The 25825-nt window shown below is 70.8% G+C and carries 29 protein-coding genes; 10 read left to right on the top strand and 19 right to left on the bottom strand.

What is annotated here, in order from left to right; genetic code table 11:
- Positions 1-38: 38 nt before the first annotated feature.
- From opcA to FHR82_RS26105, 6 genes are all read left to right on the top strand, one after another.
- Positions 39-1019 (top strand): glucose-6-phosphate dehydrogenase assembly protein OpcA, encoded by a 981-nt coding sequence (opcA, locus tag FHR82_RS26130; protein ID WP_184813118.1) that lies wholly within the window; start codon positions 39-41, stop codon positions 1017-1019.
- Positions 1016-1732 (top strand): 6-phosphogluconolactonase, encoded by a 717-nt coding sequence (gene pgl / locus FHR82_RS26125; protein ID WP_184813117.1) that lies wholly within the window; start codon positions 1016-1018, stop codon positions 1730-1732. The genes opcA and pgl overlap by 4 nt, the downstream gene beginning before the upstream one ends.
- A 60-nt stretch (positions 1733-1792) precedes the next feature.
- Positions 1793-2083 (top strand): DUF2795 domain-containing protein, encoded by a 291-nt coding sequence (locus FHR82_RS26120; protein ID WP_184813116.1) that lies wholly within the window; start codon positions 1793-1795, stop codon positions 2081-2083.
- 8 nt (positions 2084-2091) lie between these two features.
- The gene (locus tag FHR82_RS26115; protein ID WP_184813115.1) at positions 2092-2667 is read left to right on the top strand and encodes an NADPH-dependent F420 reductase; all 576 of its coding nucleotides are present in this window, start codon (positions 2092-2094) and stop codon (positions 2665-2667) included.
- Positions 2668-2779: 112 nt separating this feature from the next.
- Positions 2780-3064, top strand: a complete 285-nt coding sequence (locus FHR82_RS26110; RefSeq protein WP_184813114.1) for a DUF2795 domain-containing protein — start codon at positions 2780-2782, stop codon at positions 3062-3064.
- Between the two features lie 94 nt (positions 3065-3158).
- Positions 3159-3524 (top strand): STAS domain-containing protein, encoded by a 366-nt coding sequence (locus tag FHR82_RS26105; RefSeq protein ID WP_184813113.1) that lies wholly within the window; start codon positions 3159-3161, stop codon positions 3522-3524.
- A gap of 96 nt (positions 3525-3620) precedes the next feature.
- Here FHR82_RS26105 and FHR82_RS26100 read toward each other — a convergent pair whose 3' ends face one another.
- Positions 3621-4139: a DUF4383 domain-containing protein gene (locus FHR82_RS26100; protein WP_184813112.1), complete on the bottom strand. Its 519-nt coding sequence runs from the start codon at positions 4137-4139 to the stop codon at positions 3621-3623.
- Positions 4140-4639: 500 nt separating this feature from the next.
- Between FHR82_RS26100 and FHR82_RS26095 the strand changes: the two genes are divergently transcribed.
- Entirely contained in the window at positions 4640-5839 is a 1200-nt protein-coding gene (locus tag FHR82_RS26095) for a sensor histidine kinase (RefSeq protein ID WP_184813111.1), read from the top strand.
- Positions 5840-5906: 67 nt separating this feature from the next.
- Here the strand turns inward: FHR82_RS26095 and FHR82_RS26090 are convergent, their stop codons facing one another.
- Both FHR82_RS26090 and secG read right to left on the bottom strand, forming a co-directional pair.
- Positions 5907-6251 (bottom strand): RNA polymerase-binding protein RbpA, encoded by a 345-nt coding sequence (locus tag FHR82_RS26090; protein WP_184813110.1) that lies wholly within the window; start codon positions 6249-6251, stop codon positions 5907-5909.
- Between the two features lie 75 nt (positions 6252-6326).
- Positions 6327-6560 (bottom strand): preprotein translocase subunit SecG, encoded by a 234-nt coding sequence (gene secG, locus FHR82_RS26085; RefSeq protein WP_184813379.1) that lies wholly within the window; start codon positions 6558-6560, stop codon positions 6327-6329.
- Between the two features lie 219 nt (positions 6561-6779).
- On the opposite strand from secG, the gene FHR82_RS26080 reads away from it, so the two are divergent.
- The gene (locus FHR82_RS26080; RefSeq protein WP_184813109.1) at positions 6780-7904 is read left to right on the top strand and encodes a beta-1,3-glucanase family protein; all 1125 of its coding nucleotides are present in this window, start codon (positions 6780-6782) and stop codon (positions 7902-7904) included.
- A gap of 68 nt (positions 7905-7972) precedes the next feature.
- Here FHR82_RS26080 and tpiA read toward each other — a convergent pair whose 3' ends face one another.
- The 9 genes from tpiA to FHR82_RS26035 form a co-directional block, all read right to left on the bottom strand.
- Complete coding sequence (tpiA, locus tag FHR82_RS26075; protein ID WP_184813108.1) at positions 7973-8758, bottom strand: triose-phosphate isomerase; 786 nt, start codon at positions 8756-8758, stop codon at positions 7973-7975.
- Positions 8755-9954: a phosphoglycerate kinase gene (locus tag FHR82_RS26070; RefSeq protein ID WP_184813107.1), complete on the bottom strand. Its 1200-nt coding sequence runs from the start codon at positions 9952-9954 to the stop codon at positions 8755-8757. The genes tpiA and FHR82_RS26070 overlap by 4 nt, the downstream gene beginning before the upstream one ends.
- Before the next feature lie 7 nt (positions 9955-9961).
- Complete coding sequence (gene gap / locus FHR82_RS26065) at positions 9962-10966, bottom strand: type I glyceraldehyde-3-phosphate dehydrogenase (RefSeq protein ID WP_184813106.1); 1005 nt, start codon at positions 10964-10966, stop codon at positions 9962-9964.
- Between the two features lie 327 nt (positions 10967-11293).
- Positions 11294-12241, bottom strand: a complete 948-nt coding sequence (locus FHR82_RS26060) for a peptidoglycan-binding protein (protein WP_184813105.1) — start codon at positions 12239-12241, stop codon at positions 11294-11296.
- A 182-nt stretch (positions 12242-12423) separates the two neighbouring features.
- On the bottom strand, positions 12424-13410 hold the full coding sequence (whiA, locus tag FHR82_RS26055; protein ID WP_184813104.1) for a DNA-binding protein WhiA: 987 nt from the start codon (positions 13408-13410) through the stop codon (positions 12424-12426).
- Positions 13411-13485: 75 nt separating this feature from the next.
- Positions 13486-14454 (bottom strand): gluconeogenesis factor YvcK family protein, encoded by a 969-nt coding sequence (locus tag FHR82_RS26050; protein WP_184813103.1) that lies wholly within the window; start codon positions 14452-14454, stop codon positions 13486-13488.
- The gene (gene rapZ, locus FHR82_RS26045) at positions 14451-15341 is read right to left on the bottom strand and encodes an RNase adapter RapZ (RefSeq protein ID WP_184813102.1); all 891 of its coding nucleotides are present in this window, start codon (positions 15339-15341) and stop codon (positions 14451-14453) included. Before rapZ ends, FHR82_RS26050 begins: the two co-directional genes overlap by 4 nt.
- Complete coding sequence (gene uvrC, locus FHR82_RS26040) at positions 15325-17295, bottom strand: excinuclease ABC subunit UvrC (RefSeq protein ID WP_184813101.1); 1971 nt, start codon at positions 17293-17295, stop codon at positions 15325-15327. Before uvrC ends, rapZ begins: the two co-directional genes overlap by 17 nt.
- 65 nt (positions 17296-17360) lie before the next feature.
- On the bottom strand, positions 17361-18242 hold the full coding sequence (locus FHR82_RS26035; protein WP_184813100.1) for an AraC family transcriptional regulator: 882 nt from the start codon (positions 18240-18242) through the stop codon (positions 17361-17363).
- 85 nt (positions 18243-18327) lie between these two features.
- Here FHR82_RS26035 and FHR82_RS26030 point away from each other — a divergent pair, with 85 nt between their 5' ends.
- Positions 18328-19332, top strand: coding sequence for an aldo/keto reductase (locus FHR82_RS26030; protein ID WP_184813099.1), 1005 nt, complete (start codon positions 18328-18330; stop codon positions 19330-19332).
- 45 nt (positions 19333-19377) lie between these two features.
- On the opposite strand, the gene FHR82_RS26025 is transcribed toward FHR82_RS26030, so the two are convergent.
- Both FHR82_RS26025 and FHR82_RS26020 read right to left on the bottom strand, forming a co-directional pair.
- Positions 19378-20406 carry a GDSL-type esterase/lipase family protein gene (locus tag FHR82_RS26025; protein WP_184813098.1) on the bottom strand — a complete coding sequence of 343 codons (1029 nt, stop codon included), beginning with the start codon at positions 20404-20406 and terminating at the stop codon, positions 19378-19380.
- 129 nt (positions 20407-20535) lie between these two features.
- On the bottom strand, positions 20536-21027 hold the full coding sequence (locus FHR82_RS26020) for a Rieske (2Fe-2S) protein (RefSeq protein ID WP_225943872.1): 492 nt from the start codon (positions 21025-21027) through the stop codon (positions 20536-20538).
- Positions 21028-21190: 163 nt separating this feature from the next.
- Between FHR82_RS26020 and FHR82_RS26015 the strand changes: the two genes are divergently transcribed.
- Positions 21191-21706 (top strand): hypothetical protein, encoded by a 516-nt coding sequence (locus tag FHR82_RS26015; RefSeq protein WP_184813097.1) that lies wholly within the window; start codon positions 21191-21193, stop codon positions 21704-21706.
- A 52-nt stretch (positions 21707-21758) separates the two neighbouring features.
- Here the strand turns inward: FHR82_RS26015 and FHR82_RS26010 are convergent, their stop codons facing one another.
- From FHR82_RS26010 to FHR82_RS25990, 5 genes are all read right to left on the bottom strand, one after another.
- On the bottom strand, positions 21759-22832 hold the full coding sequence (locus FHR82_RS26010) for a S1 family peptidase (protein ID WP_225943873.1): 1074 nt from the start codon (positions 22830-22832) through the stop codon (positions 21759-21761).
- Between the two features lie 230 nt (positions 22833-23062).
- Entirely contained in the window at positions 23063-23515 is a 453-nt protein-coding gene (locus FHR82_RS26005) for a PH domain-containing protein (protein ID WP_184813377.1), read from the bottom strand.
- Positions 23516-23585: 70 nt separating this feature from the next.
- Entirely contained in the window at positions 23586-24083 is a 498-nt protein-coding gene (gene ribH / locus FHR82_RS26000) for a 6,7-dimethyl-8-ribityllumazine synthase (protein WP_184813095.1), read from the bottom strand.
- Between the two features lie 131 nt (positions 24084-24214).
- The gene (locus FHR82_RS25995) at positions 24215-24799 is read right to left on the bottom strand and encodes a hypothetical protein (RefSeq protein WP_184813094.1); all 585 of its coding nucleotides are present in this window, start codon (positions 24797-24799) and stop codon (positions 24215-24217) included.
- A gap of 78 nt (positions 24800-24877) precedes the next feature.
- Positions 24878-25789 carry an intradiol ring-cleavage dioxygenase gene (locus FHR82_RS25990; RefSeq protein ID WP_184813093.1) on the bottom strand — a complete coding sequence of 304 codons (912 nt, stop codon included), beginning with the start codon at positions 25787-25789 and terminating at the stop codon, positions 24878-24880.
- Between the last annotated feature and the right edge of the window lie 36 nt (positions 25790-25825).

Here is a 25825-nt window from a genome sequence, read left to right as displayed (position 1 = left end):
ACACAGCTGACGTCACGGAGCGCCAGCGAGGGGGCGTCATGATCATCGACTTGCCTGCCACCACGACGTCGCAGGTGAACAGCAAGCTGGTCCACCTGCGCGAGCAGGGTGGCGCGAACACCATCGGGCGGGTGCTGACGCTGGTGGTCGTCGCCGACGACAGCGAGCGCACCGAGGACGTCATCGACGCGGCCAACCACGCGAGCCGGGAACACCCGTGCCGCGTGATCGTCGTGGCCCGCGGCGCGAAGAAGGCCTCGGCGCGGCTCGACGCGCAGATCCGCGTCGGCGGCGACGCCGGCGCGAGCGAGGTCATCGTGCTCCGGCTCTACGGGCCGCTCGCGAACGAGGGCGCTTCGGTGGTGGTACCGCTGCTGCTGCCGGACGCACCGGTCGTGGCGTGGTGGCCGTTCGAGTCGCCCGTGGCACCCGCGAAGGACCCGATCGGTGCGCTCGCCACGCGCCGCATCACCGACGCGGCGGCGGAACGCAATCCGGGCAAGGTGCTCGAGACCCGTGCGAAGTCCTATGCGGACGGTGACACGGACCTGGCGTGGACGCGCCTGACGCTGTGGCGCGCGCTGCTCGCGGCCGCGCTGGACCTGCCGCCGCACGAGAAGGTGACGGCCGCGTCGGTGTCCGGGGAGAGCGACTCGCCGTCGGCCGACCTGCTCGCCGCGTGGCTGTCGGCGAAGCTGCGGCTGCCGGTGAAGCGCACGAAGGCCAAGTCCGGTCAGGGAATCGTGTCGGTGGTGATGGAACGCCGCTCCGGCGCCATCGAGATCCACCGTCCGGACGGCGCGGTCGGCATGCTGTCGCAGCCGGGCCAGCCCGACCGGCGGGTCGCACTGCAGCGCCGCGCGGTCCGCGACTGCATCGCCGAGGAGCTGCGCAGGCTGGACCCGGACGAGATCTACGAGTCCGCGTTGAAGGCGCTGAACAAGGTCGACCGCGGTCGCGGCACGGCGTCCCGCAAACCGGCCGCCAAGAAGGTCAAGGCGGGGGCGACCGCATCGTGACGGCGGAGCCGAGGACCGTCGTCTTCGCGTCGCAGGACGAGCTGGCCGCGCAGACGGCGACCCGGCTCGCCGCGGTACTCGCCGAGGCGCAGGCCGCCCGTGGCACGGCTTCTGTCGTGCTGACGGGCGGCCGCACCGGCGGTGCCGTGCTCGCGGCGCTGCGCGAGGCGAGCCTGGACTGGTCGACGATCGACATCTACTGGGGCGACGAGCGGTTCCTGCCCGGTGGCGACCCGGAGCGCAACGAGACCCTGGCCCGTCAGGAGCTGCTCGACCACGTGCCGGTGTCGCCGGAGCGGGTGCACCCGATGGCCCCGTCGGACGGCGAGTTCGGCGACGACCCGGACGCGGCCGCCGAGGCGTACGCGGTGCTGCTCAAGGACGTCCCGCCCTTCGACGTGTGCCTGCTCGGGGTCGGCGAGGAGGGCCACACGGCGTCGGTCTTCCCGCACTCCCCCGCCGTCGAGGAGACGGCGCGTGCGGTGGTGGCGGTGCGGGACTGCCCGAAGCCGCCGCCTACGCGGGTGTCACTGACGCTGCCCACGATCCGCAACTCGCAGCGGGTGTGGCTGATGACCGCGGGTGCGGCGAAGGCGGAGGCCGTGGCCGCGGCGGTCGCGGGTGCGGCGGAGGCAGAACTGCCGGCAGCGGGCGCGCGCGGGCGGCAAGAGACGCTGTGGCTGCTGGACACAGCGGCAGCGGGGGAAGATTGACACTCATACCTCCGTCACTTGACGGATGTCTCCGGCAAGTGACGAGAACAAGATTCTCGGGTGACCCCGGACCCAGGTAACGAAACAGTAGTCCAGCAGGTCTTCTGGGACCTGCCTTTCCCTGCCTATCGCTGGCAACTCATCGCACACGCCGCGGTGTACGGCGCCGATGCCGTGACCATGTCGAAGCTGCACCGCCTGCCACCGCGCCGCTACGCCGACTGTGAGGATGTCGCGGCGACAATTGTCGCCATCCAGAACGCACATCCGCGCCCACGTCGCTACCGGCCGATGACGATCCCCATGAACGTCCCACATCGGTCGCTCATCGTCTCGGTCCACGTCGACTAGGCGCGGCCATGCGTATCGGCATCATCGGCGCGGGGCACCTCGGCACCACGCTCAGCAGGCAGCTCGCCCTCACCGGGCACGAGGTGTCGCTGTGCGGACTGCTGGTGGCGCGCACGATGCGCGGTGTGGCGGCGTTCGCGGATGTCGCGATCGTCGCGGTGCCGTTCAACCGCCACCGGGAGTTGCCGGTCGCGGAGCTGACGGGCAAATCCGTCATCGACGCCACCAACTACGACCCCGTCCTCGACGGTCCCGCCCCGGACCTCGACGACGACTGCCTGACCTCGAGCGACCTGATCCAGAGCCACCTCATCACCGCGTACGTGGTGAAGGCGTTCAACGCGATCGCGTGTGAGCACCTGCGTGACCACGCGCACCGCGACCCCCGCCGCGCCATCCCCGTGGCGGGTGACGACCTGCGGGCCAAGAAGACCGCGATGGCTCTGGTTTCGGAGATCGGCTTCGCGCCGGTCGACGTCGGCGGCCTGTCCGTCGGCGGCCGCAAGTACCAGCCAGGCACCGACGTGTTCGGTGCGGACCTGACGGCGGACGACCTCCGCACGCGGCTGCACCTCACGACCTGACACCTGCCCGAGGGCCGGTGGGGCGGCGCGGCCTCACCGGCCCTCTTTCCGTCCCGGGTGTGGTTGACCACATCGGGCCGCCTCTGTAACCCACGAGGAGGACGCTGAAGCCATGGACCGGTCGGATGTGGCGGCCGTGCTGGACGGGCTGCGATTCCCGGCCTACCGCTGGGAAGTGATCGCGCAGGCGGAGCTGTACGGCACCGACATGGTGACCAGGAGGCGGTTCCACCGCCTCCCCGCTCGCCTGTACGCCGACTGCGACGACGTGGCCGACACCGTCCGCGCCACCGGCGCCGCGGCCGACCGGCGGCGGCTCGCCCACCGGTACGCCCCGGTTTCCGGACCCGCCAAGGGCTTCGGGGCCGGTCACCGCCACGAACGGCGCAGCCGGTAACATGATCCTGCCAGCCGACAGCCGAGGGAAGCGACGAATGGGGACAGGCCCAGACCGTCTTCCGCCGGCGCATCCGCGGAAACCGGCGTCCGACGTGCAGCGGATCATCGACCGCAGCCTCCAGGTGCGCGTGGTCAACCACAACGAGGACCTGCACGTGTGCCGCGTCGCGGGCGAGATCGACCTGCTGACGGTCTCCACCCTCGCGAGGGTCCTCGACGACCTCAACAAGCGACGCGTGGCCGCCGTCATCGTCGACCTCACCGACGTCACCTACTGCGCGGCCGCCGGCGTCCGGATACTCCTCGACGCGACCGCCCGCGCCCGCTGGGCAGGCCAGCGGCTCGCCGTGGTGATCGCGAGCCTCACGGTGGCCAGGGTCCTGCGCGCGACCGAAACGACCGAGGGCATCGAGAACTACGCGAGCCTGTCCGAGGCCATGGTGGCACTGACGAGCTGACGGCTCAGCCGTCGATGCGGTTCAGCACCCGGTCTTGTGCGCGCCGCACAAGACCATGCACACGCTGGCCGCGACGAACCTGTGGCGCGGTACTCGTCAGACCCGGGACGCGAGGACACGCAGCCGCCGGTAGCCGGTCGCCATCCTCGGGGTGCAGTTGTGGTCGTCGCGGCCCGGTGGGCGGTTCGGAGCCTTGCGCCTGCGGCCGAACCGGGCAGGCACGTCGTGGAACGCGGCCTCCTGGACCACGGTCACGGGTGCGGCCGACCGGCCGCCGCTCAGCACGGCCAGGCCGATCATGCTGGCCACGAGCGACACGTGCACGCCGACGTTGCCGGTGTCGAACGGCACGAGCGACGGGTCGATGACGCTGCCGAACTGCCACAGCAGGAAGTAGACGACCCCGCCCGCGATCAGGAACGCCCGCGCACCGCGCGGTGCCCGGCTCATGGTCAGGCCCACCACCCCGAACCCGAGCTGCACCACGTTGTCCAGCAACCCAGGCGCCAGGTCCAGCACCGCCGCGACCACGAACAGTGCCGCGACCACCACCGCTACGAACTGAGCGGGCTCGAGCCTCCGCTGCCGGTCCCGCTCCACCCCGTACTCCGCCAAGTCCCCGCACCCTCCCTAGTCCGGTGGCTCTTCCACCACCATGCCTCCCATGACAGGGACACGCGTGGCGACTCGCCGGTTGTTCATCGAAGATCGAAGACAGGCCGTTAGGGCCCGTGCTCGATTGATTCCCCGGAGCGGTACGTCACAAACACGCTCGGAACCCGTCTCGTCACCGGCAGGAGAGGTTTACCGCCGACGCGACCAAGCCGCTGGACTGTTCGGCCCAAGTTGAAGGTCGTCCGGCAACTGGTGATTTGCTCCAGCACATTCATCTGAAACATTTCGTCCCGTCCGGACGATTGTTATGTCTTCATTGGCGCGGAGCACAACTCCGGAGGGAGGCCGAGCCTATGTCACACCGACGACAGCATCACGCGGCCGAGACACGCGACCGCGTGCCCGCCGGTGCGGAGCTGCCGCGGCAACGCGCGGGCAGGAGCGAGCCATCCTTGCGCCCTGGTCGCACCGAGACTGGAGGTCCCGTCCTGGTCGCGTCAATGTTCCCACCCAAGGCGATCGACGACGTCCGGATCCTGCCGCGGCCGAGCCTCGCGGCGACCCGCAGGCTGCCCGGGTGGTTGCAGGCGTTGCGCGCCAGTCCACGTGCCCGCGGGATCGTTTCGGACGTCGGCGCCTTGCTGCTCGCGGTGCTCGACGTGTGGCTGGTCATCCCGGAGGACGCCCCCGCCTACTCGATCTGGCTGTCGGCCGTCGCCGTGGCCGCCATGGTCATGCGCAGGCACGTGCCGTTCCTCGCCGTGCTGGTCACCGTGCCCGGGTTCATGACGGGCTGGTCGCAGCTGGCCGCGATGATCGCCCTCGGCTCGCTGGCGAAGAAGCACCGGCTCCTGTCCTGGCGGATGGTGGTCGGCTCGATCCTGGTCTTCCTCTGCGGCTACGTGCGGTGGCCGCTGTCCGAGTTCGTGGCGCTGAGCTGGCAGGAGCACGCGCTCAACGTGATCTGGGCGGTGATCATCGCCGGGATGCCCGTCGCCATCGGCCTGTTGATCTCGGCGCGGCAGGAGCTGTCGGCCCGCATCCGTGAGCTGGCGTCGAGCCGGGAACGGGAGAAGAAGCTGCTGGCGGAGACGATCCGCGCGGCGGAGCGGGCGCGGCTCGCCCGCGAGATGCACGACGTCGTGAGCCACCAGGTCACCCTCATCGCCATGCAGGCGGGCGCGCTGCAGGTGTCCACCGGCGAGAACACCGAGCAGGCGGCACGCACGATCCGCGAGCTGTCCACCCGGACGCTCGAGGAGCTGCGGAACCTGGTCGGCGTGCTGCGGTCGGGCGACGAGGCCGAGCAGGGCCAGCCGGGACTCGACGAGCTCGACGACCTCGTGCGGAACTTCCGCAGCGACCAGGTGCCGGTGGCGCTGGACGTGGAGACGGAACCGTCTCGGCTGCCGCGGTCGGTGTCGCACGCCGTGTACCGCACGGTGCAGGAGGCGCTGACGAACGTGCGCAAGCACGCGGCGGGCTCGCGTGCCTCGGTGCGGGTGCGCACGCAGCAGGACACGCTCGTCGTCGAGGTCCGCAACGGGCGGGCGAACGCACGCAAGCCGGTACTGCCGTCCGGTGGTCACGGATTGATCGGTCTCAAGGAACGTGCCGGACTGCTCGGGGGCACGTTCTCGGCAGGACCGACCGCCGAGGGCGGCTTCCGGGTCTCAGCCACCTACCCCCTGGCTGGCTGAGAACCACGAAGGCCGCCGGATCGGACTCAGGTCCGATCCGGCGGCCTTTCGTGTTGCTACTGCTTCGTCAGATTCCTTCGCGCTGCTTGCGGAGCTTCGCGAGGGCCTCGGCGAGGATGGCCTCGCCGTCGGCGTCCGAGCGACGCTCCTTCACGTACGCGAGGTGGGTCTTGTAGGGCTCGTTGCGCGGGGCCTTCGGGGGCTCCTGCTCGTCCCGGCCGCCGGGAAGCCCGCACCGCGGGCAGTCCCACGACTCCGGGTACTCGGCGTCGAGCGCGAACGACGGCCGCGACTCGTGCCCGTTGGCGCACCAGTAGGAGACCCGCCGGCGTGGTGCCGACTCACCCCGCTCCGACTCGCCCATTGGCCCAGCGCCGACTCGAGTACCCCGAATCGCACTACCACCAGCCATCGACTCTCACACCCCCACAAAGGTGGTTCACACGGGAAAAGGAGAACGCCCCGTCCGCCGCCGAACGGGGAGGGTTCAGGCGACCTTGATGAGCAGGCCGAGCCCGATCACGCAAATGAGCCAGATCGCGCCGATGAACAGCGTCGCGCGGTCCAGGTTCTTCTCCGCGACGCTGGAACCGGAGAGGCTCGACTGCATACCGCCACCGAACAGTGACGACAGACCGCCACCTCGGCCGCGATGCAGCAGGACCAGAAGGATAAGCAGCAGGCTGGTGGCGATCAGACCAATCTGCAGAGCCAGTTCCATTTCATCCTCGCTGTCGGCACGGGACCGCGTCTTACGGTCGAAGCAACAGGTTACCTGGTGCCCGCTGATCGTTACGCAGCGCCCCAGGGCGCTGTGGACGGGATTGTTGCGCACGAGAACAAACTGGTCAATACTCCTTGCGGGACCGTTCGACCTTTGTTGCTCCGCGTGGCCTCCGCGGTGCCCAGTGCTGGGCACCTGACAGTGAGGAGTACACGCATGATCTCTCGTCGCTCGTTCCTCGGGGGGCTCGCGGCGGCGACCGTGGGAGCTCCACTGGCGGTCAGGCTCGCCAGTGCGGCACCACTCGCACCTCTGTCACTCACCATCGCCAACGAGTCCGGCCGCGGTCCGCTCTGGACCTACGTCGTCGGCACCGATCTCGCCTCCGGACGGCAGTGCAGGCTGTCGGCCGACGGGGCGCTCGTGCCGGTGTCCGAGGCCGACAACGGCCCGGACGGCTACACCGACTACGCGATCGAGGTCAGCGGATCGCGGACACTGTCCCTGCCACAGGGCATGTCCGGCCGCATCTACGTCGCGCTCGGCGACAAGCTGAAGTTCAAGTGCAACCCGGGCAACGCGCTCGCCTACCCGGCGGGCTGGGTCGAGGCCGACCCGAACTACCCGGTCCTGCACGACTGCGCCGAGTTCACCTACGACGGTGCCGGGATGCACTGCAACATCACCATGGTCGACATGCTGTCGGTGCCGATGGAGATCTCGCTGTCGGGCGCGGCGCAGCAGAAGACGGGCAGGCTCAAGGACGGCGGCCGCGGTGCGGTGTTCTCCGCGCTCGCGGGCACGCCCGGATTCGAGAACCTGGTGATCGACGACCTGCGCGTGATCGCACCCGGCCACGGGCTGGACGCCGGCCGGTTCGCGAGCGACTACTTCGCGGGCCTGATCGACGAGGTGTGGAACCACTACAGCTCGAACACGATGATCGTCACCGCGGGCGCGCGGACGTTCTCGGGTTCGGTGCAGGGCGGCCAGTTCGTCTTCGACGGCGGCGTGCGGGCGTTCACCAAGCCGTCGACGCGGGACGTCCTGTTCTGCGACGGCGCGCTCGCCGCACCGAACGACGGTGTGACGGGCCCGGTGGCGGCGACGCTGGGCGCGGGCTTCAACCGGGGCGTGCTGACCAGCACCGGCAACCAGCCGGTCGCCGACGCGGGCACGTACTACAAGCCGTCCGTCACCAACCACTACTCGCGGATCATGCACGAGAACACGGTGGACGGTAAGGCGTACGGCTTCGCCTTCGACGACGTGTGCGAGCACGCGTCCTACATCGAGGACCCGGCCCCGACGTCGATGACGGTGACCGTCACACCGTTCTGATGACACGAAAGGCGCGTTCGGGACGGTGTCGTCCCGAACGCGCCTTTCCCACCGTCACGGCAGTGGGGTCACGGCAGTGGGCCGCCCGCGGCCATGGCGGAGAGCTTCGTGAACTCCTCCGCGTTCAGGCTCGCGCCGCCCACGAGGGCGCCGTCGATGTCGTCCTGCTTCACCAGATCGCCGATGTTGCCGGACTTCACCGAGCCGCCGTACAGGATGCGGACGCTGTCGGCGATCTCCTGGCCGTACTTCTCCGCCAGCTTCGCGCGGATCGCGCCGCAGACCTCCTGCGCGTCCTGCGGGGTGGCGACGCGGCCGGTGCCGATGGCCCACACCGGCTCGTACGCGATGACGACCTTCGACACCAGGTCGGTCTTGACGCCCTTGAGGCCGGCGATCAGCTGGTCGGTCGTGTACTCGACGTGGGTGCCCGCCTCGCGCACCTCGAGCTTCTCGCCGATGCACAGGATCGGGGCGATGTCGTGCTTCAGCGCCGCCTTCACCTTGGCGTTGACCAGCTCGTCGGTCTCCGCGTGGTACTCGCGGCGCTCCGAGTGGCCGACCGTCACGTACGAGCAGCCGAGCTTCGCGAGCATCGCGGCCGACACCTCGCCGGTGTAGGCACCCGACTCGTACCGCGACACGTCCTGTGCGCCGTAGCGGACCTTCAGCTTGTCTCCGTCCACCATCGTCTGGATGCTGCGGATGTCCACGAACGGCGGGAGAACCGCCACCTCGACCTTGGCGAAGTACTTCTCCGGCAGGGAGAACGCGATCTTCTGCACCAGGGCGATGGCCTCGAGGTGGTTGAGGTTCATCTTCCAGTTGCCTGCGATGAACACCTGACGGCTCATGACTCCTCCAGAACCGCGACGCCCGGAAGTTCCTTGCCCTCCAGGAACTCCAGCGACGCGCCGCCGCCGGTGGAGATGTGCGAGAAGCCGTCCTCGGGCAGGCCGAGCGCGCGCACGGCCGCGGCCGAGTCGCCGCCGCCGACCACGCTGTAGGAGTTCCCGTCCACAATGGCCTGTGCGACCGCGCGGGTGCCCTCGGCGAACGGCGCCATCTCGAACACGCCCATCGGGCCGTTCCAGAACACGGTGCCCGCGTCGGCGAGCGCCGCTGCGTACCGCTCGGCGGTGATCGGGCCGATGTCGAGGCCCATCCAGTCCTCGCGCATCTCCGCCACGAGCACCGTCTCGGTCGCGGCGTCGGCGGCGAACCTGTCGGCGATCACGACGTCCGCGGGCAGCAGGATCTTGTCCCCCGCCTCCGCGAGCAGCTTCTTGCAGGTGTCGATCATCTCGCCCTCGAGCAGCGACGAGCCGACCCCGAGGCCCTCTGCGGCCATGAACGTGAAGCACATGCCGCCGCCGACGAGGAGCTTGTCCACCTTGGGCAGCAAGGATTCGATGACCGCGAGCTTGTCGGACACCTTGGAGCCGCCGAGCACCACCACGTACGGGCGGTCCGGCGTGCCGGTGAGCCTGCGCAGCACCTCGACCTCAGCCAGCACCAGACCACCCGCGTAGGCGGGCAGGAGCTTGGCGACGTCGTACACCGAGGCCTGCTTGCGGTGCACCACACCGAAACCGTCCGACACGAACACACCGCCGTCGCCGACGAGTGCGGCCAGCTCACGGGCGAACGCGCCGCGCTCGGCCTCGTCCTTGCTGGTCTCGCGCGCGTCGAAGCGGATGTTCTCCAGCAGCGCCACCTCGCCGTCCGCGAGACCGTCCACGCCTGCCTTCGCGGAGTCGCCGACGACGTCATGAGCGAGGGTGACGGTCGCGTCGAGCAGCTCGTTCAGCCGGGTGGCGACGGGCCGCAGCGAGAACTTCGGGTCCGGCGCGCCCTTGGGGCGGCCGAGGTGGGCGGTGACGACCACCCGCGCGCCGCCCGAGACCAGCTTGCTGATCGTGGGCAGCGACGCGCGGATGCGGCCGTCATCGGTGATCGTCTCGCCGTCGAGCGGCACGTTCAGGTCGGCGCGCACCAGCACGCGCCGACCGGCCACACCCTCGGCGAGCAGGTCGTCGAGCGTCTTCATCGACACCTCAGAGCTTGGACGCGACGAGCGCGGTCAGGTCCGCGAGGCGGTTCGAGTAGCCCCACTCGTTGTCGTACCAGCCGTACACCTTGACCTGGTTGCCGATGACCTTGGTGATCGGCGCGTCGTAGATGCACGACGCCGGGTCGGTGACGATGTCGGAGGACACGATCGGGTCCTCGCTGTAGCGGAGGATGCCCTTGAGCGGGCCCTCGGCCGCGGTGCGGTAGGCGGCGTTGATCTCGTCCAGGGTGACCTCCTTGGCGAGGTCGACCGTCAGGTCGGTGATCGAGCCGGTCGGCACCGGGACGCGCAGCGAGTAGCCGTCGAGCTTGCCGTTCAGCTCCGGCAGCACCAGGCCGATGGCCTTGGCGGCACCGGTGGAGGTCGGCACGACGTTCAGCGCGGCCGCACGCGCGCGGCGGAGGTCCTTGTGCGGGCCGTCCTGCAGGTTCTGGTCCTGCGTGTACGCGTGGATCGTGGTCATCAGGCCCTTCTCGATGGTGAACGCATCGTGGAGGACCTTGGCCAGCGGGGCCAGGCAGTTGGTGGTGCAGGACGCGTTGGAGATGATCGTCTGCGACCCGTCGTAGAGGTGCTCGTTGGCACCGATGACCACGGTGAGGTCCTCACCCTTGGCCGGTGCCGAGATGATGACCTTCTTGGCCCCACCCTCGTCGACGTGCTTGCGGGCGTCGTCGCCCTTGGTGAAGAACCCGGTCGACTCGATGACGACGTCGACACCCAGGTCCTTCCAGGGCAGCTTGCCCGGGTCGCGCTCGGCGAAGGCCTTGATGGTCTTGCCGTCGACCGAGATGCCCTCGTCCGTCGCCTTGACCTCGACCGGCAGCCTGCCGAGGACGCTGTCGTACTTCAGCAGGTGGGCCATGGTCGCGACATCACCGAGGTCGTTGAAGGCCACGATCTCGATGTCGTGCTCGCTGGCCTGCACCGCGCGCCAGAAGTTGCGGCCGATACGGCCGAAGCCGTTGACGCCTACCCGAACGGTCACCGTGCGTCTCCTCGTGCTCGTGATTGTCGGTCAGCCCGACCCACCCTATCGCCCGAGGTTGGCCTGGTCGCGGGATGTGCGGGCAAGGCAACTGTATCGAATCAGTTGGAGCGCCCGCGCGGGGGCCGGAACTGGTTATCGGGATTTTTCCGACCGGAGGCGTATCTGGGTGCCCGACGCCCGCTCTTGTGTTGGCGTAGGGGGGACGCCGGGAGCGGCGATGAGGCGGGGGACGGCTCATCGCCAGGGGGGTGCGGCACCCAGGAAAGGCGAGGCCTGCCTGATTGCGTGGGGGTCAATCAGGCAGGCCTCGCGCCGTGTCCGGGGTCAGCCGACCAGCGCGCGCCAGGTGATCGCACCCGCGTTGCCGTCGACCACCAGCCGGTTCGCGCTCTGGTACGCACGCACCGCCGAGCCGGTGACCGACCCGAAGTCGCCGTCCACCACCAGCCCCGCGCTGTGCTTGTTCAGCGCGGTCTGCAGCGCGCGGACGTGGTCGCCGTTCGCGCCCGCGGTCAGCGAGTAGACCAGCTTCGGCCACGTCGCCGGGCCCACCTGGCCGTCGGCGACCAGCCCCGAGGCGGACTGGAACTTCTTGACGGCCGCCACCGACACCGAGCCGTAGGCGCCGTCGACCACGAGGTCGTACCCGCGCCGGTTCATCAGGTACTGGATCACCCGGACCGTGACCCCGCCCGCGCCGGGGTCGAGCCGCGACCAGCCGCCACCCAGGTCGGCACCGCGCGCGGCCAGGTAGGTGACCGGGTTGACCGTCGAGCCGAGGCCGCCGGTGTGGGTCTCGAAGTGCAGGTGCGGACCGGTCACGTTGCCGGTCGCACCCATGTCGGCGATGCGCTGGCCCGCCGAGACGCGCTGGTCGAGCGCGACCCGGTAGACGCTGAGGTGGCCGTAGTAGGTGTACACACCGCTGCCGTGGGCGATGACGATGGCGTTGCCGGTGCGACCGCCGAGCCCACCGCCCCACTGGCGGCGCACGACGGTGCCCGCCGCGGCCGCGTAGACGGCGGTGCCGGTCGAGTTCGTGACGTCCTGGCCCGCGTGCGCACCGCCCGGCCGCGACGCGCCGTAGTGGCCACCGGAGGGGAAGTATCCGAGCGCGGGGTTGCACCAGCTGCCGTTCATCAGCGTCGCCGCCGACGCGGGCGCCGCGAAGGTGGTCATCCCGGCCGCGGCCGCGCCGAGACCGAGCCCGGCGATGAGCACGCGGCGGCTGATCTTCGTGTCCGGCGCCGGCGCGCCGCACTGTTCACACATGTCGCTCCTCTGTCAGGACAGCGGCGATCACGTGTCGAAGCGACGCGGGGCACAGGCAGGGACCGCACCCCCATGATCACCTGAGTCCCGACGTTAGCGAGCGTTCACTCCGGGCGCGCCGACCGAACCGAGCAGCCTGGTTGGGCCATCGGCACCACGACGGGTTCCTCCTGACGACCCCGTCAGACCTCGGCCTCGAGCATCTCCGGGGTCACCGCCGACTCGGTGTCGGGCAGGCCAAGCTCCTTCGCGCGCTTGTCGGCCATCGCCAGCAGGCGGCGGATGCGGCCCGCGACCGCGTCCTTGGTCATCGGCGGGTCGGACAGCTGGCCCAGCTCCTCCAGCGACGCCTGCCGGTTCGACAGCCGCAGCCTGCCTGCCGCCGAGAGGTGGTCCGGCGCCGACGAGCCCAGGATCTCCATCGCCCGCTGCACCCGTGCGGCCGCGGCGACCGCCGCGCGCGCGGACCGGCGCAGGTTCGCGTCGTCGAAGTTCGCCAGGCGGTTGGCCGTCGCGCGGACCTCGCGGCGCATCCGCCGTTCCTCCCACGCGAGCACCGACGTGTGCGCACCGAGCCGGGTCAGCATCGCGCCGATCGCGTCGCCGTCGCGGACCACCACGCGGTCGGCGCCGCGGACCTCACGCGACTTCGCCTGGATGCCCATCCGCCGCGCGGCACCCACGAGCGCCAGCGCGGCCTCCGGGCCGGGGCAGGTGATCTCCAGCGCGGACGAGCGACCCGGCTCCGTCAGCGACCCGTGTGCCAGGAACGCGCCACGCCACGCCGCCTCCGCGTCGCACACTCCCCCGGACACGACCGCCGCGGGCAGTCCGCGCACCGGGCGGCCGCGCTGGTCGAGCAGGCCGGTCTGGCGGGCGAGGCCCTCACCGTCCTTCACCACCCGCACGACGTACCTGGTGCCCTTGCGCAGCCCGCCGGACGCCAGCACGTGGATGTCCGCGTTGTGCCCGTACAGGTCGTGGATCTCCTTGCGCAGCCGCCTCGCGGCCGCACCGGTGTCCAGCTCCGCCTCGACGACCACACGCCCGCCCACGATGTGCAGTCCGCCCGCGAACCGCAGCAGCGACGACACCTCGGACCGCCTGCAACACGTCTTGGACACCGCGAGCCTGCTCAGCTCGTCCTTGACCGCCGCGGTCATCGCCACGATGGTTGCTCCTCTCCCGCCACGCGCGCCCCCTCCCACAGGACCGCGCCTCCCACGCAGGCGTACATCCCACCATCAACCGTCGCGGCGCGCCGAGGTGACCTCGTCGAACGCACCGCGCAGGCTCTCGGCCAGGGCCGCCGGGTCGTGTCGCTCCCGCGTTCCCGCGGCCGCGATCGCGTCCAGCCGCAGCCGTGCGCCGAGCGACTCGGCCGCCGTGCGCAGGCGGTCCGGCGTCGGCACGGAGTCGGCGTCGGCGATCACCGCGTCCACCCGAAGGCGCGGTGCGTGCTCGCAGAGTACGTCCAGGTGCCGCTCCGGGGAGAAGCCCGCGGTCTCCCCCGGCTGGGGGACCAGGTTCAGTACCACGATGCGGGACGCGGCCGTGTCGATCAGCGCCTCGTGCAGCTCAGGCACCAGCAGGTGCGGCAGCACGCTCGTGAACCACGAACCCGGTCCGAGCAGTACCACGTCCGCCTCTCGCACGGCCGTCACCGCGGCCGGGCACGCCTTCGGCACGTCATCGGGTTCGCCCGCCGTGTGCAGCCGGATCCGCCGGACCTGCCCCGGCGTGGTGGCCACGGCGACCTGCCCGCGGATCCGCCGGACCGCGGCCGGGTCCTCGTCGAGACCGACCACGTCCGCCTCGATGTCGAGCGGCTCGGTGCACATCGGCAGCACGCGGCCCTTCAGGCCCAGCAGCCGCGCGGCCTCGTCGAGCGCCGTGACCGGGTCGTCGAGGAGCTCCAGCAGCGCGGCGAGCACCAGGTTGCCGACCGCGTGCCCGGCCAGCGCACCCGTGCCGCCGAAGCGGTGCTGGAACACCGTGGCCCACAACGAGTTCCCGTCGTCGTCCCCGGCGAGCGCGGCCAGTGCCTTGCGCAGGTCGCCGGGCGGCAACAGGCCCAGCTCACGCCGCAGCCGCCCGGACGACCCGCCGTCGTCCGCGACCGTGACCACCGCGGTCACGTCCGGTGTCAGCCTGCGCAGCGCCGAGAGCGTCGCGTGCAGACCCCGCCCTCCGCCCAGAGCGACGGCTTTCACTCTCGCCCCAGGTCACGGTGGACCACCTTCACCGCCATCCGGTCCTCGTCGGCGAGGCGACGGGACAGCTCCTCCGAGATCGCCACGCTGCGGTGCTTGCCGCCGGTGCAGCCGATCGCGAGCGTCAGGTACCGCTTGCCCTCGCGCCGGTAGCCGGCACCGATCAGGCGCAGCAGCTCGTGGTAGCGGTCCAGGAACTCCTCCGCGCCCTCCTGCGTGAGCACGTAGTTCCGCACGTCGGCGTCCCTGCCGGTGAGGTCCTTCAGCTCCGGGATCCAGAACGGGTTTGGCAGGAACCGCACGTCCATGACCAGGTCGGCGTCCATCGGGATGCCGTACTTGTAGCCGAACGACAGCACCGTGACCTTGGTGGTGCTGGCGGCGTCGCTGCCGAACGCGTCCTCGATCTTGGCGCGCAGCTGGTGCACCGACAGGGTCGAGGTGTCGAGCACCAGGTCGGCGTCCTCGCGCAGCGGGCCCAGGAGGTCGCGCTCGGCCTTGATGCCGTCGATCAGGCGGCCGTCGCCCTGCATGGGGTGACCGCGGCGGACCTGCTCGAACCGGCGGACCAGCACGTCGTCGGTGGCCTCGAGGAACACCACGCGCGGCTTGTACCCGCTCGCGTCCAGGTCCCGGATGATCGACGCGAGGTCCTCGGTGAACGCGCGGCTGCGCACGTCCATCACCACGGCCACCTTCGTGACCGCGCCCTGCGCCTTGGCGCCCAGCTCGACCATCGTGGAGATCAGCTCGGGCGGCAGGTTGTCGACGACGAACCAGCCCAGGTCCTCAAGGCACTTGGCCGCGGTGCTGCGGCCCGCGCCGGACAGGCCGGTCACCACCGCGACCTCCACGCCCTGCGCGTGGTCCTCAGGCGCCTCGGTCATGAGAGTCTCCCGTCGCGTTGTCTGTTTGCGCTGCCAGCGCACTGTGTACCAAAGCCGCCGTGTGCGCGCCGATACCCGGTACACCGCTGATGTCGTCCACAGTGGCCTGGCGTAACCGTTTGAGCGAACCAAAGTGCTTCAGCAAGGCCGCTTTCCTGCTCTGGCCGAGGCCGGGGATGCCGTCGAGCGCGGAGGTCGTCATCCGCTTCGACCGCTTCTGCCGGTGGTAGGCGATCGCGAACCGGTGCGCTTCGTCACGGACCCGTTGCAGCAGGTACAGGCCCTCGCTGGTGCGGGAGAGGATGGTCGGCTCCGGGTCGGCGGGCAGCCACACCTCCTCGAGGCGTTTCGCGAGCCCGATGACGGCGACGTCCTGGATGCCCATCTCGGCGAGCACGTCCGCGGCCGCGTTCGCCTGCGGGCCCGCGCCGTCGACGACCAGCAGGTTCGGCGGGTACGCGAACTTCCTCGGCCGCCCGGTCTCCGGGTCGATGCCCGCCCTCGGCTCCTCGCGGGTCTCCTGGAGGTAGCGGTGGAAGCGGCGGCGGACCACCTCGGCGATCGACGCGACGTCGCCCTCGGTGGCCGCCTCCTTGATCGCGAAGCGGCGGTACTCGGACTTGCGCGCCAGCCCGTCCTCGAACACGACGAGCGACGCGACCACGTCGCTGCCCTGGATGTGGCTGATGTCAATGCACTCGATGCGCAGCGGCGCGGTGTCCAGGCCGAGCGCGTCCTGCAGCTCCTGCAGCGCCGCCGAGCGGGCGGTGAGGTCACCGGCGCGGCGCAGCTTGTGCAGCTGGAAGGCCTCTTTCGCGTTGCGCTCCAGTGTCTCCATGAGCGCGCGCTTGTCGCCGCGCTGGGGCACGCGGAGCGCGACGCGCGAGCCGCGCAGCTCCGACAGCAGGTCGGCCATGGCGTCGGCGTCGTCGGGCAGCGCGGGCACCAGCACCTCACGCGGCACGGGGCTGTCGTCCCCGCTCGTCTTGTCGTCGGCGAGCTCGGCCTGGTCGCCGTAGAACTGGATGAGGAACTGGTCGACCAGTCCCGCTGTGTCGTCCTGGCCGATCTTGTCCGAGATCTTTTCGATGACCCAGCCACGCTGCCCGCGTACCCGGCCGCCGCGGACGTGGAACACCTGGACCGAGGCCTCCAGCTCGTCGTGCGCGAACGCGACGACGTCGGCGTCGGTGCCGTCGCCGAGGACCACGGCCTGCTTCTCCATCGCACGGCGCAGCGCGGCCAGGTCGTCGCGCAGGCGCGCGGCGCGCTCGAACTCGAGGTCGGCGGAGGCGGCGATCATCTCCTTCTCGAGCCGCTTCATCATGTGGTCGGTCTTGCCTGCGAGGAAGTCGCAGAAGTCCTCGACGATGTCGCGGTGCTCGTCGGCGGACACCCGGCCGACGCACGGCGCGGAGCACTTGCCGATGTAGCCGAGCAGGCAGGGACGGCCGATCTGCCCGTGGCGCTTGAAGACGCCGCTCGAGCAGGTGCGGGCCGGGAAGACGCGCAGCAGCAGGTCGAGCGTCTCGCGGATGGCCCACGCGTGGGCGTAGGGACCGAAGTACCGGACGCCCTTGCGCCGCGGCCCCCGGTAGACGTGCAGGCGCGGGTACTCGTCGGGCAGCGTCACCGCGAGGACGGGGTAGCTCTTGTCGTCCCGGTAGCGGACGTTGAACCTCGGGTCGAACTCCTTGATCCAGTTGTACTCGAGCTGGAGCGCCTCGACCTCGGTGGCGACGACGGTCCACTCGACGCTGCCCGCGGTCGTCACCATCTGCCGGGTGCGCGGGTGCAGCACCGCGACGTCGGCGAAGTACGAGTTGAGCCTGCTGCGCAGGGACTTCGCCTTGCCGACGTAGATGACCCGGCCGCCGGGTTCACGGAACTTGTAGACCCCGGGCGCGTCCGGGATCGTGCCCGGCGACGGCCGATATGTCGACGGATCTGCCACCCGGCCAGCCTACGGCCGACCACCGACAAAGCCGGACACACCCGCTGTGAAATGCCCGAACACGGTCACGGTATTGGCCAGCGCACCAGGTTGCCACGCAGGCGGGCCGCGTCCTGCAGGGGCGGCAGGCCGTACGCGCGGCGGTACTCGCGGTTGAACTGGGATGCGCTGACGTAGCCGACCGCCTCCGCGACCATGGCCGCCGTGACGTCACCGGCGACGAGCCGTCGCCGCGCCTCCTGCAACCGCAGGTGTTTCTGGAAGCGCAGCGGGCTCATGCCCGTGGCGGCCTTGAAGTGCCGGTGCAGCGTCGCGGTGCTCATGTGCGCCTCCGCGGCGATGTCCTCGACGGTGATGCGCTCGGTGTAGTGCGCGGTGATCCAGCCGGCGGCGCGGCGCACCCGCGACACCGGCGAGTCGGTCATGGCGAGCTGTTGCAGCGTCGGACCGAGCGGGCCTGCCAGCAGCCGGTACAGGATCTCGGCCTCCACGCGGGGTGCGAGCGGCGCGATGTCGGCGGGGGTGTCGAGCAGCCGGACCCAGCGGGTGACGGCGTCGACCAGTTCGGGGGTCATCGGCACGGTGAGCAGGCGGTCCGTTTCGGGGGCCGCCGTGCTGCCGGTGCCGTCCAGTTCCAGCAGCAGGTCGGCGAGCGGGCCGCCGTCGAGGCGCAGGGACACCGCGCGGTACGGGGTGCGTTCGAAGGTCGCCGTGACCGGCATGCCGACCGTGCTGAGGAACATGTCGCCGCGCCCGGTCAGCCAGCCGCGGTCACCCGCCATGGCGAGCTTCGCCCCGTCGACGACGAAGCAGGCCATGGTCTCGTACCGCAGATCGATGTTCGTGAGTGGCTCGTCGATCGCGACGATGTTCTGGCGCGGCACCTCGGTGTCCCGCCAGAGGCCGTGGCAGTGGCGGGCCACGACGGCGGCGAGTTCGTCGAGCATGGGCGCTCCGTGGTGAGAGGATCAGGCAATACTATGCGGTCCACGCCCCATGACCGCGCGGCGACGCGGCCCTAGCGTCGATGGCATGACAGAGCAGCGGAAGAACGGTCTGCCGGTCCGGCGGCTCGGGACGCAGGGTCTCGAGGCCGGGGCGATCGGGCTCGGCACGATGGGCATGACCATGGCGTACGGCGCCGCTGACGAGGCGGGCGGGATCGCCACCATCCAGCGGGCGCGCGAGCTCGGGGTCACGCTGTTCGACACCGCCGAGCTGTACGGCGGGGGTACCGGAAGCAACGAACGGCTCCTCGGCCGCGCGGTGGCCGGCTTCCGCGACGAGATCGTCATCGCCACCAAGTTCGGCTTCGACATGAGCGACCCGACGGGCGCCACCCTCGACAGCAGGCCGGCACACATCCGCGAGGTGACCGAGAACAGCCTGCGGTACCTCGACACCGACCGCATCGACGTGCTGTACCAGCACCGCGTCGACCCGGCCGTGCCGGTCGAGGACGTGGCGGGCACGGTCGGCGAGCTGATCGCGGAAGGCAAGGTGCGGTTCCTCGGGCTGTCCGAGGCGGGGCCGGACGTCCTCCGGCGCGCACACGCCGTGCATCCGGTGTCCGTGCTGCAGACCGAGTACTCCGTGTTCGAACGCGCCGTCGAGGTCGACGTGCTGCCGGTGGTGCGAGAGCTGGGCATCGGGTTCGTGCCGTACTCGCCGCTGGGCCGCGGTTTCCTGACCGGTGCGGTGCGGCCGGCCGCCGAGTACCCGGCCGACGACATGCGCAGCTGGGACGACCGGTGGCAGCCGGGCAACTACGAGAAGAACCTCGCGGCCGTGCGAGCGCTGACGGAGCTCGCCGGCGGCAAGGGGATCGCGGTCACGCAGCTCGCGCTCGCGTGGCTGCTGGCGCAGGGCGAGGACATCGTGCCGATCCCCGGCACGCGCAGCCCGGAGCGGCTCGCGGAGAACGTCGGGGCCGCACAGGTGACGCTCACCGACGCGGACCTGGCGCGGATCCAGGAGATCCTGCCGCACGGCGGCGCCGGCTCCCGCTACCCGGAAGCGATCATGCCGAGCTGGTGACCCGGCGGGGTTCCCCGGCCGGTGTGGCCGGGGAACCCGTCCGGCCTACTGGACGGCGTGGACGTTGCCGTCCGAACCGACCAGGCACCTCGCGGAGTTCGCCCCCGAGCCCACGAACTCGGTGACGCACCTGCCCAGCTGCGCGTGGCCCCTCGCGTTGGGGTGGAAGGACTCCTGGGCCATGTGGATGCCGATGGCGTCCAGGCCGCCGGTCACCCACGCCCACGGGTCGACCTTGACCCGGTTCTGCCACTCGGTGGACGAGTCGCCGCCGCCGCTGCAGGCCTCGTGGCCCTCGGTCGCGCGGGAGAAGTCCAGGAACTTCGCACCGGAGCGGGTCGCCGCGCCGCGCAGCGCCTCGGAGAGCTGCGGCACGGCTTCCGTGCGGCCGTAACCGGCGTCGGCCAGCTTGAACGGGCAACCCTGCGGACCGTGCAGCGTGGCGTCCATGTTCTCGGTGAGCGGGGACGCGTAGGAGGTCAGGATCAGGTTGTAGGAGCCGTCCGCGTAGCCGGCCTGCGACATGGCGGAGCGGACGTCGGCCAGCGCCACCTCGACGCGTGGTGCCATGGCCGCGACCCGCTGCGGCCACTCGGTGCGCAGCTTCTTGCGGCAGCCGGCGCCGAACGGGTTGAACCACTCGGCGATGCAGTCGAGGATCGTGTCCGCGAACGCGGGCTCGTCGTTCGCGCCGACCTGCACCACGACGGTCGTGACGCGGTACTGCTGGGCGATGCCGATCAGGCGGCGGGCCTGCGACCCCTCGGTGTAGTGGGTGGTGTCGGCGAGCGACACGTTCGCCGCCTCGGCACCGCTGCACGCGAGGTTGATCGTGTGGTCGGCGACCGCGGTCCTGTGGACGAGGGCGTTGGCGGAGCGGTGGCACCAGTTGCCGTTCTCGCCTCTGGTTCCCGCCTCGTAGTCCCCGGCGCCCTCTCCGGAGATGGCGCTGTCACCCAGCGACACGATGGCGGTCGGACGGTCGTCGGCGACGCTCGCCGCCGGGCTGGCGACGACGAGGCCGCCTGCGAGTAACGCTCCCAGTGCGAGCGCGGTGATCTTCGTTGATCGCATGACCTGACTCCCCGAGCACACGCGGCGGTCGACCGCGCACATATGGTTACGGAGAAATCACCCTACGGCGCGGTAGTGTGCGTGGCTATAACCCGAACGGACCTCACGTTCGCTCGGGGAGTCCGTCGGTCAGGCGAGTACGACCTGGTCGCCTTCGACCTTCACCGCCACGGTGGGCAGCGGCTGCGTCGCCGGGCCCTTCTTCACCGAGCCGTCCTCGGTGGCGAACTCGCTGCCGTGGTTCTGGCAGACCGCGACGCCGTCCTGCGGCGGGTCGACGATGGTGCCCATGTGCGTGCACGCGGCGTTGTAGGCCTTGACCTCGTCACCGGTGCGGGCGATGAGGAGCTTGCCACCGCCCGGGTTGTCGACGATGAGCCCGCTGCCGTCCGGCACGTCGGCGAGCGCGGCCAGCCCCTTGGCGGACCCGCCGCCCGCGGCGGGGGTGGAACCGCCGCCGGTGGTGGTGGCGCCACCGGTCGACGAACCGCTGTCCGAGCAGGCGGCGACCAGGGCACCTGGCGCGACGAGCGCGACCATCAGGCCACACAGGACATCGCGGCGCGACCGGGTGCCGGTCGTGGGGGTGTTCGTGGGCGTGGTGGATTCGACAGCAGTCAAAACCGGACCTCCAACGGTGTCTCGGGAACAACGATCTGGAAAGCCCTACGCGCCCGCGTGCCGAATGGTTCAGCGGCGGTTGCACCGGATGGGTGCGCCCGGCCGCGCACAGGCCGTGCACAACGCGGCCTGAACAGGGCACGAGCCGTGGCAGCCTGTTCGCGTGAAGTGGTGGATCGTCGTGCTGGTGCTCGGTGTGTTGCTCACGGCATCGGGGACCGGCATCGGCAGGAGCGACGGCAGTCCCGGCGAGATCACGTGCGGCGGCGACGTCATGAGACCCGGCGACGTGTGCGAGGAGACCCAGCGCGGCGTGGTCACGGACACCTACACGTACGGGGAGAAGGTCCGCGACGAGAAGGCGGACGCGGAGGCGTTCGCGCGGACCGGCCGGTGGGTGCAGCTGGGCCTCGGCGCCGGGCTGGTCCTCATCGCGGTCGCGGGCATCGTCCTCACCAAGCGTCGGCGCGCGCGGCAGCCGCCGACGTCCGCGGACCTGCACCTGCGGCAGCAGGTCCGCGAGCAGCACCCGTGGCCGGACGCACCGCTGCCGCACTGGCCGCCGCCTCCGCAGCAGCAGTACCGGCCCCCGCATCCGCAGCAGTACCCGCCGCACCCGCCGCAGTACCCGCCGCAACAGCAACAGCAGCAGTACCCCGACTTCGGGCCCAGGGGCTGACACGCGGGTGGCCCGCCGGCAGGACCGGCGGGCCACCTGTCGTGAGAAGGGGTCAGAACACGGAGACCCCGTACAGGTTCAGGCCAGGGACGACCGGCTGGAAGTAGCTGTAGCCGCCGCCCATGCCGGACGTGATGCCGATGGCGGTGCCGCCGGCGAACCAGGCGCCGCCGCTGTCGCCCGGCTGCACGTACGCCGTCGACTCGGCCATGTTGTACACGCAGCCCTGCGCGTAGCAGATGGTCATGCCGACCTGCGTGACCTGCCCACAGGTCAGGCCCGTGGTGCTGCCGCTCTTGCACACCGAGAGCCCGACGTACGGGTCGGCCGCACCGGTGATGTCCTGGTAGCCGCCGTTGTACAGGTTCACGTCACCCGGCTGGGCCAGGCCACCGTCGTTGCGGATCAGGCCGTAGTCCTGCCCCGGGAAGTTCGCCGCGATGGACGGACCGTAGTAGTTGCCCGCCGCGTCGTTCCACGACGAGATGCCACCGGTGCAGTGGCCCGCGGTGATCCCGGTGTTGCCGGTGGTGTTGAACCCGAGCGAGCAGCGGCCGCCGCTGCCGGTGATCGCGTCGCCGCCGGAGATCGCCGTGTCGAACGCGCCGGTGACGCGCACGGTGCGGACGAGGTCGCCGTAGCGCTCGCTGACCGAGGTGAGCTCGCCGAGCCCGGTGGCGGTGTCGTCGATCCGGACCACGACCTGGTTGGCCCGGACGTCGATACCCGCTGCCGTGCCCGGGGGCAGCACCTCCGCGACCGCGTCCCGCGCGGCGGTCAGCTCGGCCATGCCGTGGTCGACGACCTTCGCCGTCGCGCCTGCCGACTCGACGACGGCGACATCGGCCTGGTCGACGACGGTGACCACGACGTCGGCGGTGGCCGGGTCGATGAACATGCCCGCGTCCTGGCCGACGCGGTCGACGAGCCGCTCACCCGTGGCGATGAGAGCGGGCTGAGCGGAGAGGAGGTCGGTGGCCTCGGTCGTGGTGAGGCCGTCGGCCGTCAGCGACGCGATGGCCTCCGACGCCACCGCCTCGCCGTAGCCGACCGGTAACGCCTGTGCGTTGGTGAGTCCGAAGGGCACCAGCGCCGCTGCGGCGGCAAGGACACCCAATGCCTTCATGGGAAGTTTCATGAGCAGGGATTCCCTTTCTACCGAATGTGAGGAAAGTTCTCACCTCACGTCCAAAACGGTAGGAAGGGACGCCGGAAGGAACCAGCGACCAGCCGGTTACTTCTCCGGCGGCGCGGTCGTGCGGAACGTGGTTGTCCCGGTGGAAACGCATACATCCGGATGACGACGAAAGTAGGGTCCCCGGCCGCGGGCACGCCACCCGGCGACGCAGAGCGAACTCAGCGCGTTTCGGCGGTGGCCTCGGTCTTGGTCTCCGCCTCGCGGCGCAGGCGGCGCAACTCCCGCATGGCGGCGACGGCGTGCTCGCCGTCGATGGCCTGCACCGCCATCACGGGCACGTACTCGTCGTCCGGGAACTCGAGGCGGGCCCACGCCGAGCCGTCGGGGAAGCTCACCGACTCGATGTCCTGCCACGCGTAGCGGCGGCTGCCGAGCATGTTGCGGACCTCGACGCCCTCGAGGTCCGCCCGCACGCGGGGCCGGCCGAACATCAGCGCGCCGCACGCGATGAGCACACCGATGCCGGCCATCGCGACCTGGTCGGACAGGTAGAAGTACACGCCGGTCGGGGTGTTGCGGAGCAGGATCGCGACCACCGTGAACACGGCGACGAGGAGCACCGCGCCGATGATCGACAGCAGCCGGACCTTGCGGGGCCGCGCCTGGAACATCACGACCGCACCTCGCCCTCTCCGCGCAGGCGCCGGTCGGGTGCCTGGCTGTTCGCTCCGCAGGTGCCGCTCACGCGAACCCCCGTTCGGTCCACGGCTGGCGGAGGCCGCGGACCACCATCGCGGTGTCCAGCGCGGCGACCGTCGCCTCGAAACCCTTGTCCTCCGCGGAGTCCGGCAGGCCGCAACGGGCCAGCGCCTGCTCCTCGTCGTTCACCGTCAGCACGCCGTTGCCGACCGGCGTCGACTCGTCCAGCGACACACGGGTCAGCCCGTAGGTCACCGCGTCGCACACGTACTCGAAGTGCGGGGTGCCACCGCGGATCACCACGCCGAGCGCGACGACCGCGTCGTGGTGCTTCGCCAGTTCCTGGCACACGACCGGCAGCTCGACGGCGCCCGGCACGCGCACCACCGTCGGCTCCTTCACACCCGCCTTGTCCGCGGCCGCGAGCGCCCGCTCCAGCAGCGTGGATGTGATCCGGTCGTGCCACCGGGTGGCCGCGATGGCGAGGCGGATGCCCTCGCACTCCTGGACCTCGACCTCGGGACGGCCTTCGCCACTCACCCGCGTGCCTCCTCGGATATGCCCGTGAACACCCCGGATTATCCCCCACCCGCGCGCGAGGACGGCGGCGCGGGTCGGGACCGGCTCGTGGGCCACTCGGAAACCGGCCGCACGGGCGGGGAGATCAGCGACTAGGCACAACCGCCGCCGCCGAAACGCGGGTCGACCGCGGACGTCCGGCACACCTTCACGTTGGCGATGCCCGGCGACACGAACGCCACGAACGCGATCGTGTAGTCGGGAAGCTCCGTGTACTGCCCCGGGCTGAGGTCGACCGTGAAGATGGGCTGCCCGTCGAGCCGGCTCAGGGACTGCAGCGTGATGGAGCGGCCCTCGTAGTCGAGCACCGCGACGCGGTACAGCTGCGTGTACGCGGGGCCGTGCTGGGAAGCGGGGCGGGCCAGCGGTATCTCGGCACCCCGCGCGACAGTCACGTCGCACGACAGGTCCGCGCAGGCACCGACGTCCGCGCCGTCCGCGGGAGGCGGCGGGGTCCAGGGGGTGGTCGTCGTCGGCACCGGAACGACGGTGGTCGTGATGGTCGCCGCGGTCATGGTGGTCGTGGTCGTTGTGGTCGAAGTGGCCGTCGGCTCGGTCGCGGCACCGAGCACGGTGGCCCCGGGTTCTTCACGCGGGGCGTTCATCGCGATCACGACGACGAGGACCACCAGGAGCGACGACATCGCCGCGATGACGCTGATCACCGGTTTCGACACCTGACCATTGAGCCCGGCACACCCGTCGTCGAGGGCGGGGATGACCGTTTCCGGCCACCGCCGCTCGAACAGGTGTGGTCAGCGAGACGGCGGTGGCCCGCCGGGACCGCCACCACCGCTCGGCTCGGTCGTGGTGTCCACGCCGACCGCCAGCGTGACCGTGTAGCCGCTCGCGACGTCACCGGTGACGGTCGCGAGCTGCAGCGCGCCGCCGTCGTCGCCGAAGACGTTGTCGCCGTCCAGGCTGACGCGCGACAGGTTCGCCACGGACTGCTCGTAGCCGCTCTCGGCGTACACCGTCTCGCACACGTCCCGCGGCAGCGCGACCTGCGACGTGGCGACGGCGTTGGCGGCGTCGGTGATGCTCGCCTGGTCCGGGTGGACCTCGAAGTGGACGTGCGGCCAGCGGCCGTCGTAGCAGGCCGGGAACACGCTGGTGAACGTGACCTTCCCGGCGTCGTCCGCGATCTGGACGCCGCGCAGGAAGTTCTGGTCCTCGACGCCTTCTGAGTACAGCGAGTAGCCGCCCTCGCGCGTGCAGTGCCACACGTACACGGCGACTCCGGCGAAGGGCGATCCTCCGTTCGCGAGGTCGGCGATGGTGAGCTCGAGCGTCATCGGCACGCCCTGCGCGGTGCCGCTGAACTCGCCGAAGCTCGACCGGATGTCGCCGCGCACGATGCCGCTCTGCGCCAGCACGTCCGGCCCGTTGGACCCGTCGCCGGGGTACGGCCCGGCGGTCTCCTCGGGGATCTCGCCCGACGCGCCCGACTGCCCCGGCGCACTCGGCGAACTCGACGACGAGGTCGGGCTCGACGACCCGGACGTCCCGGTGCCGCACGCGGCCAGCCCGGCCGCCGCGGCACCGAGGCCGAGGAACCGCAGCGCCCGGCGACGGCTGTGCAGCGTGCCGAGGTCGAAACCCAGGCCCTGGTCGACGACCTCGTCGTACGGTCGGGGCAGCGGACGGCCCTCGTAACTCTCAGTCATGCCGACGACGTTAGGACTGGAGTCTGTGAGCCGCCT

Source organism: Actinophytocola algeriensis, from assembly GCF_014203735.1.
GTDB lineage: Bacteria > Actinomycetota > Actinomycetes > Mycobacteriales > Pseudonocardiaceae > Actinophytocola > Actinophytocola algeriensis.
Note: the sequence above shows the minus strand (reverse complement) of the source record. Positions and strands in the feature narration are given on the sequence as shown.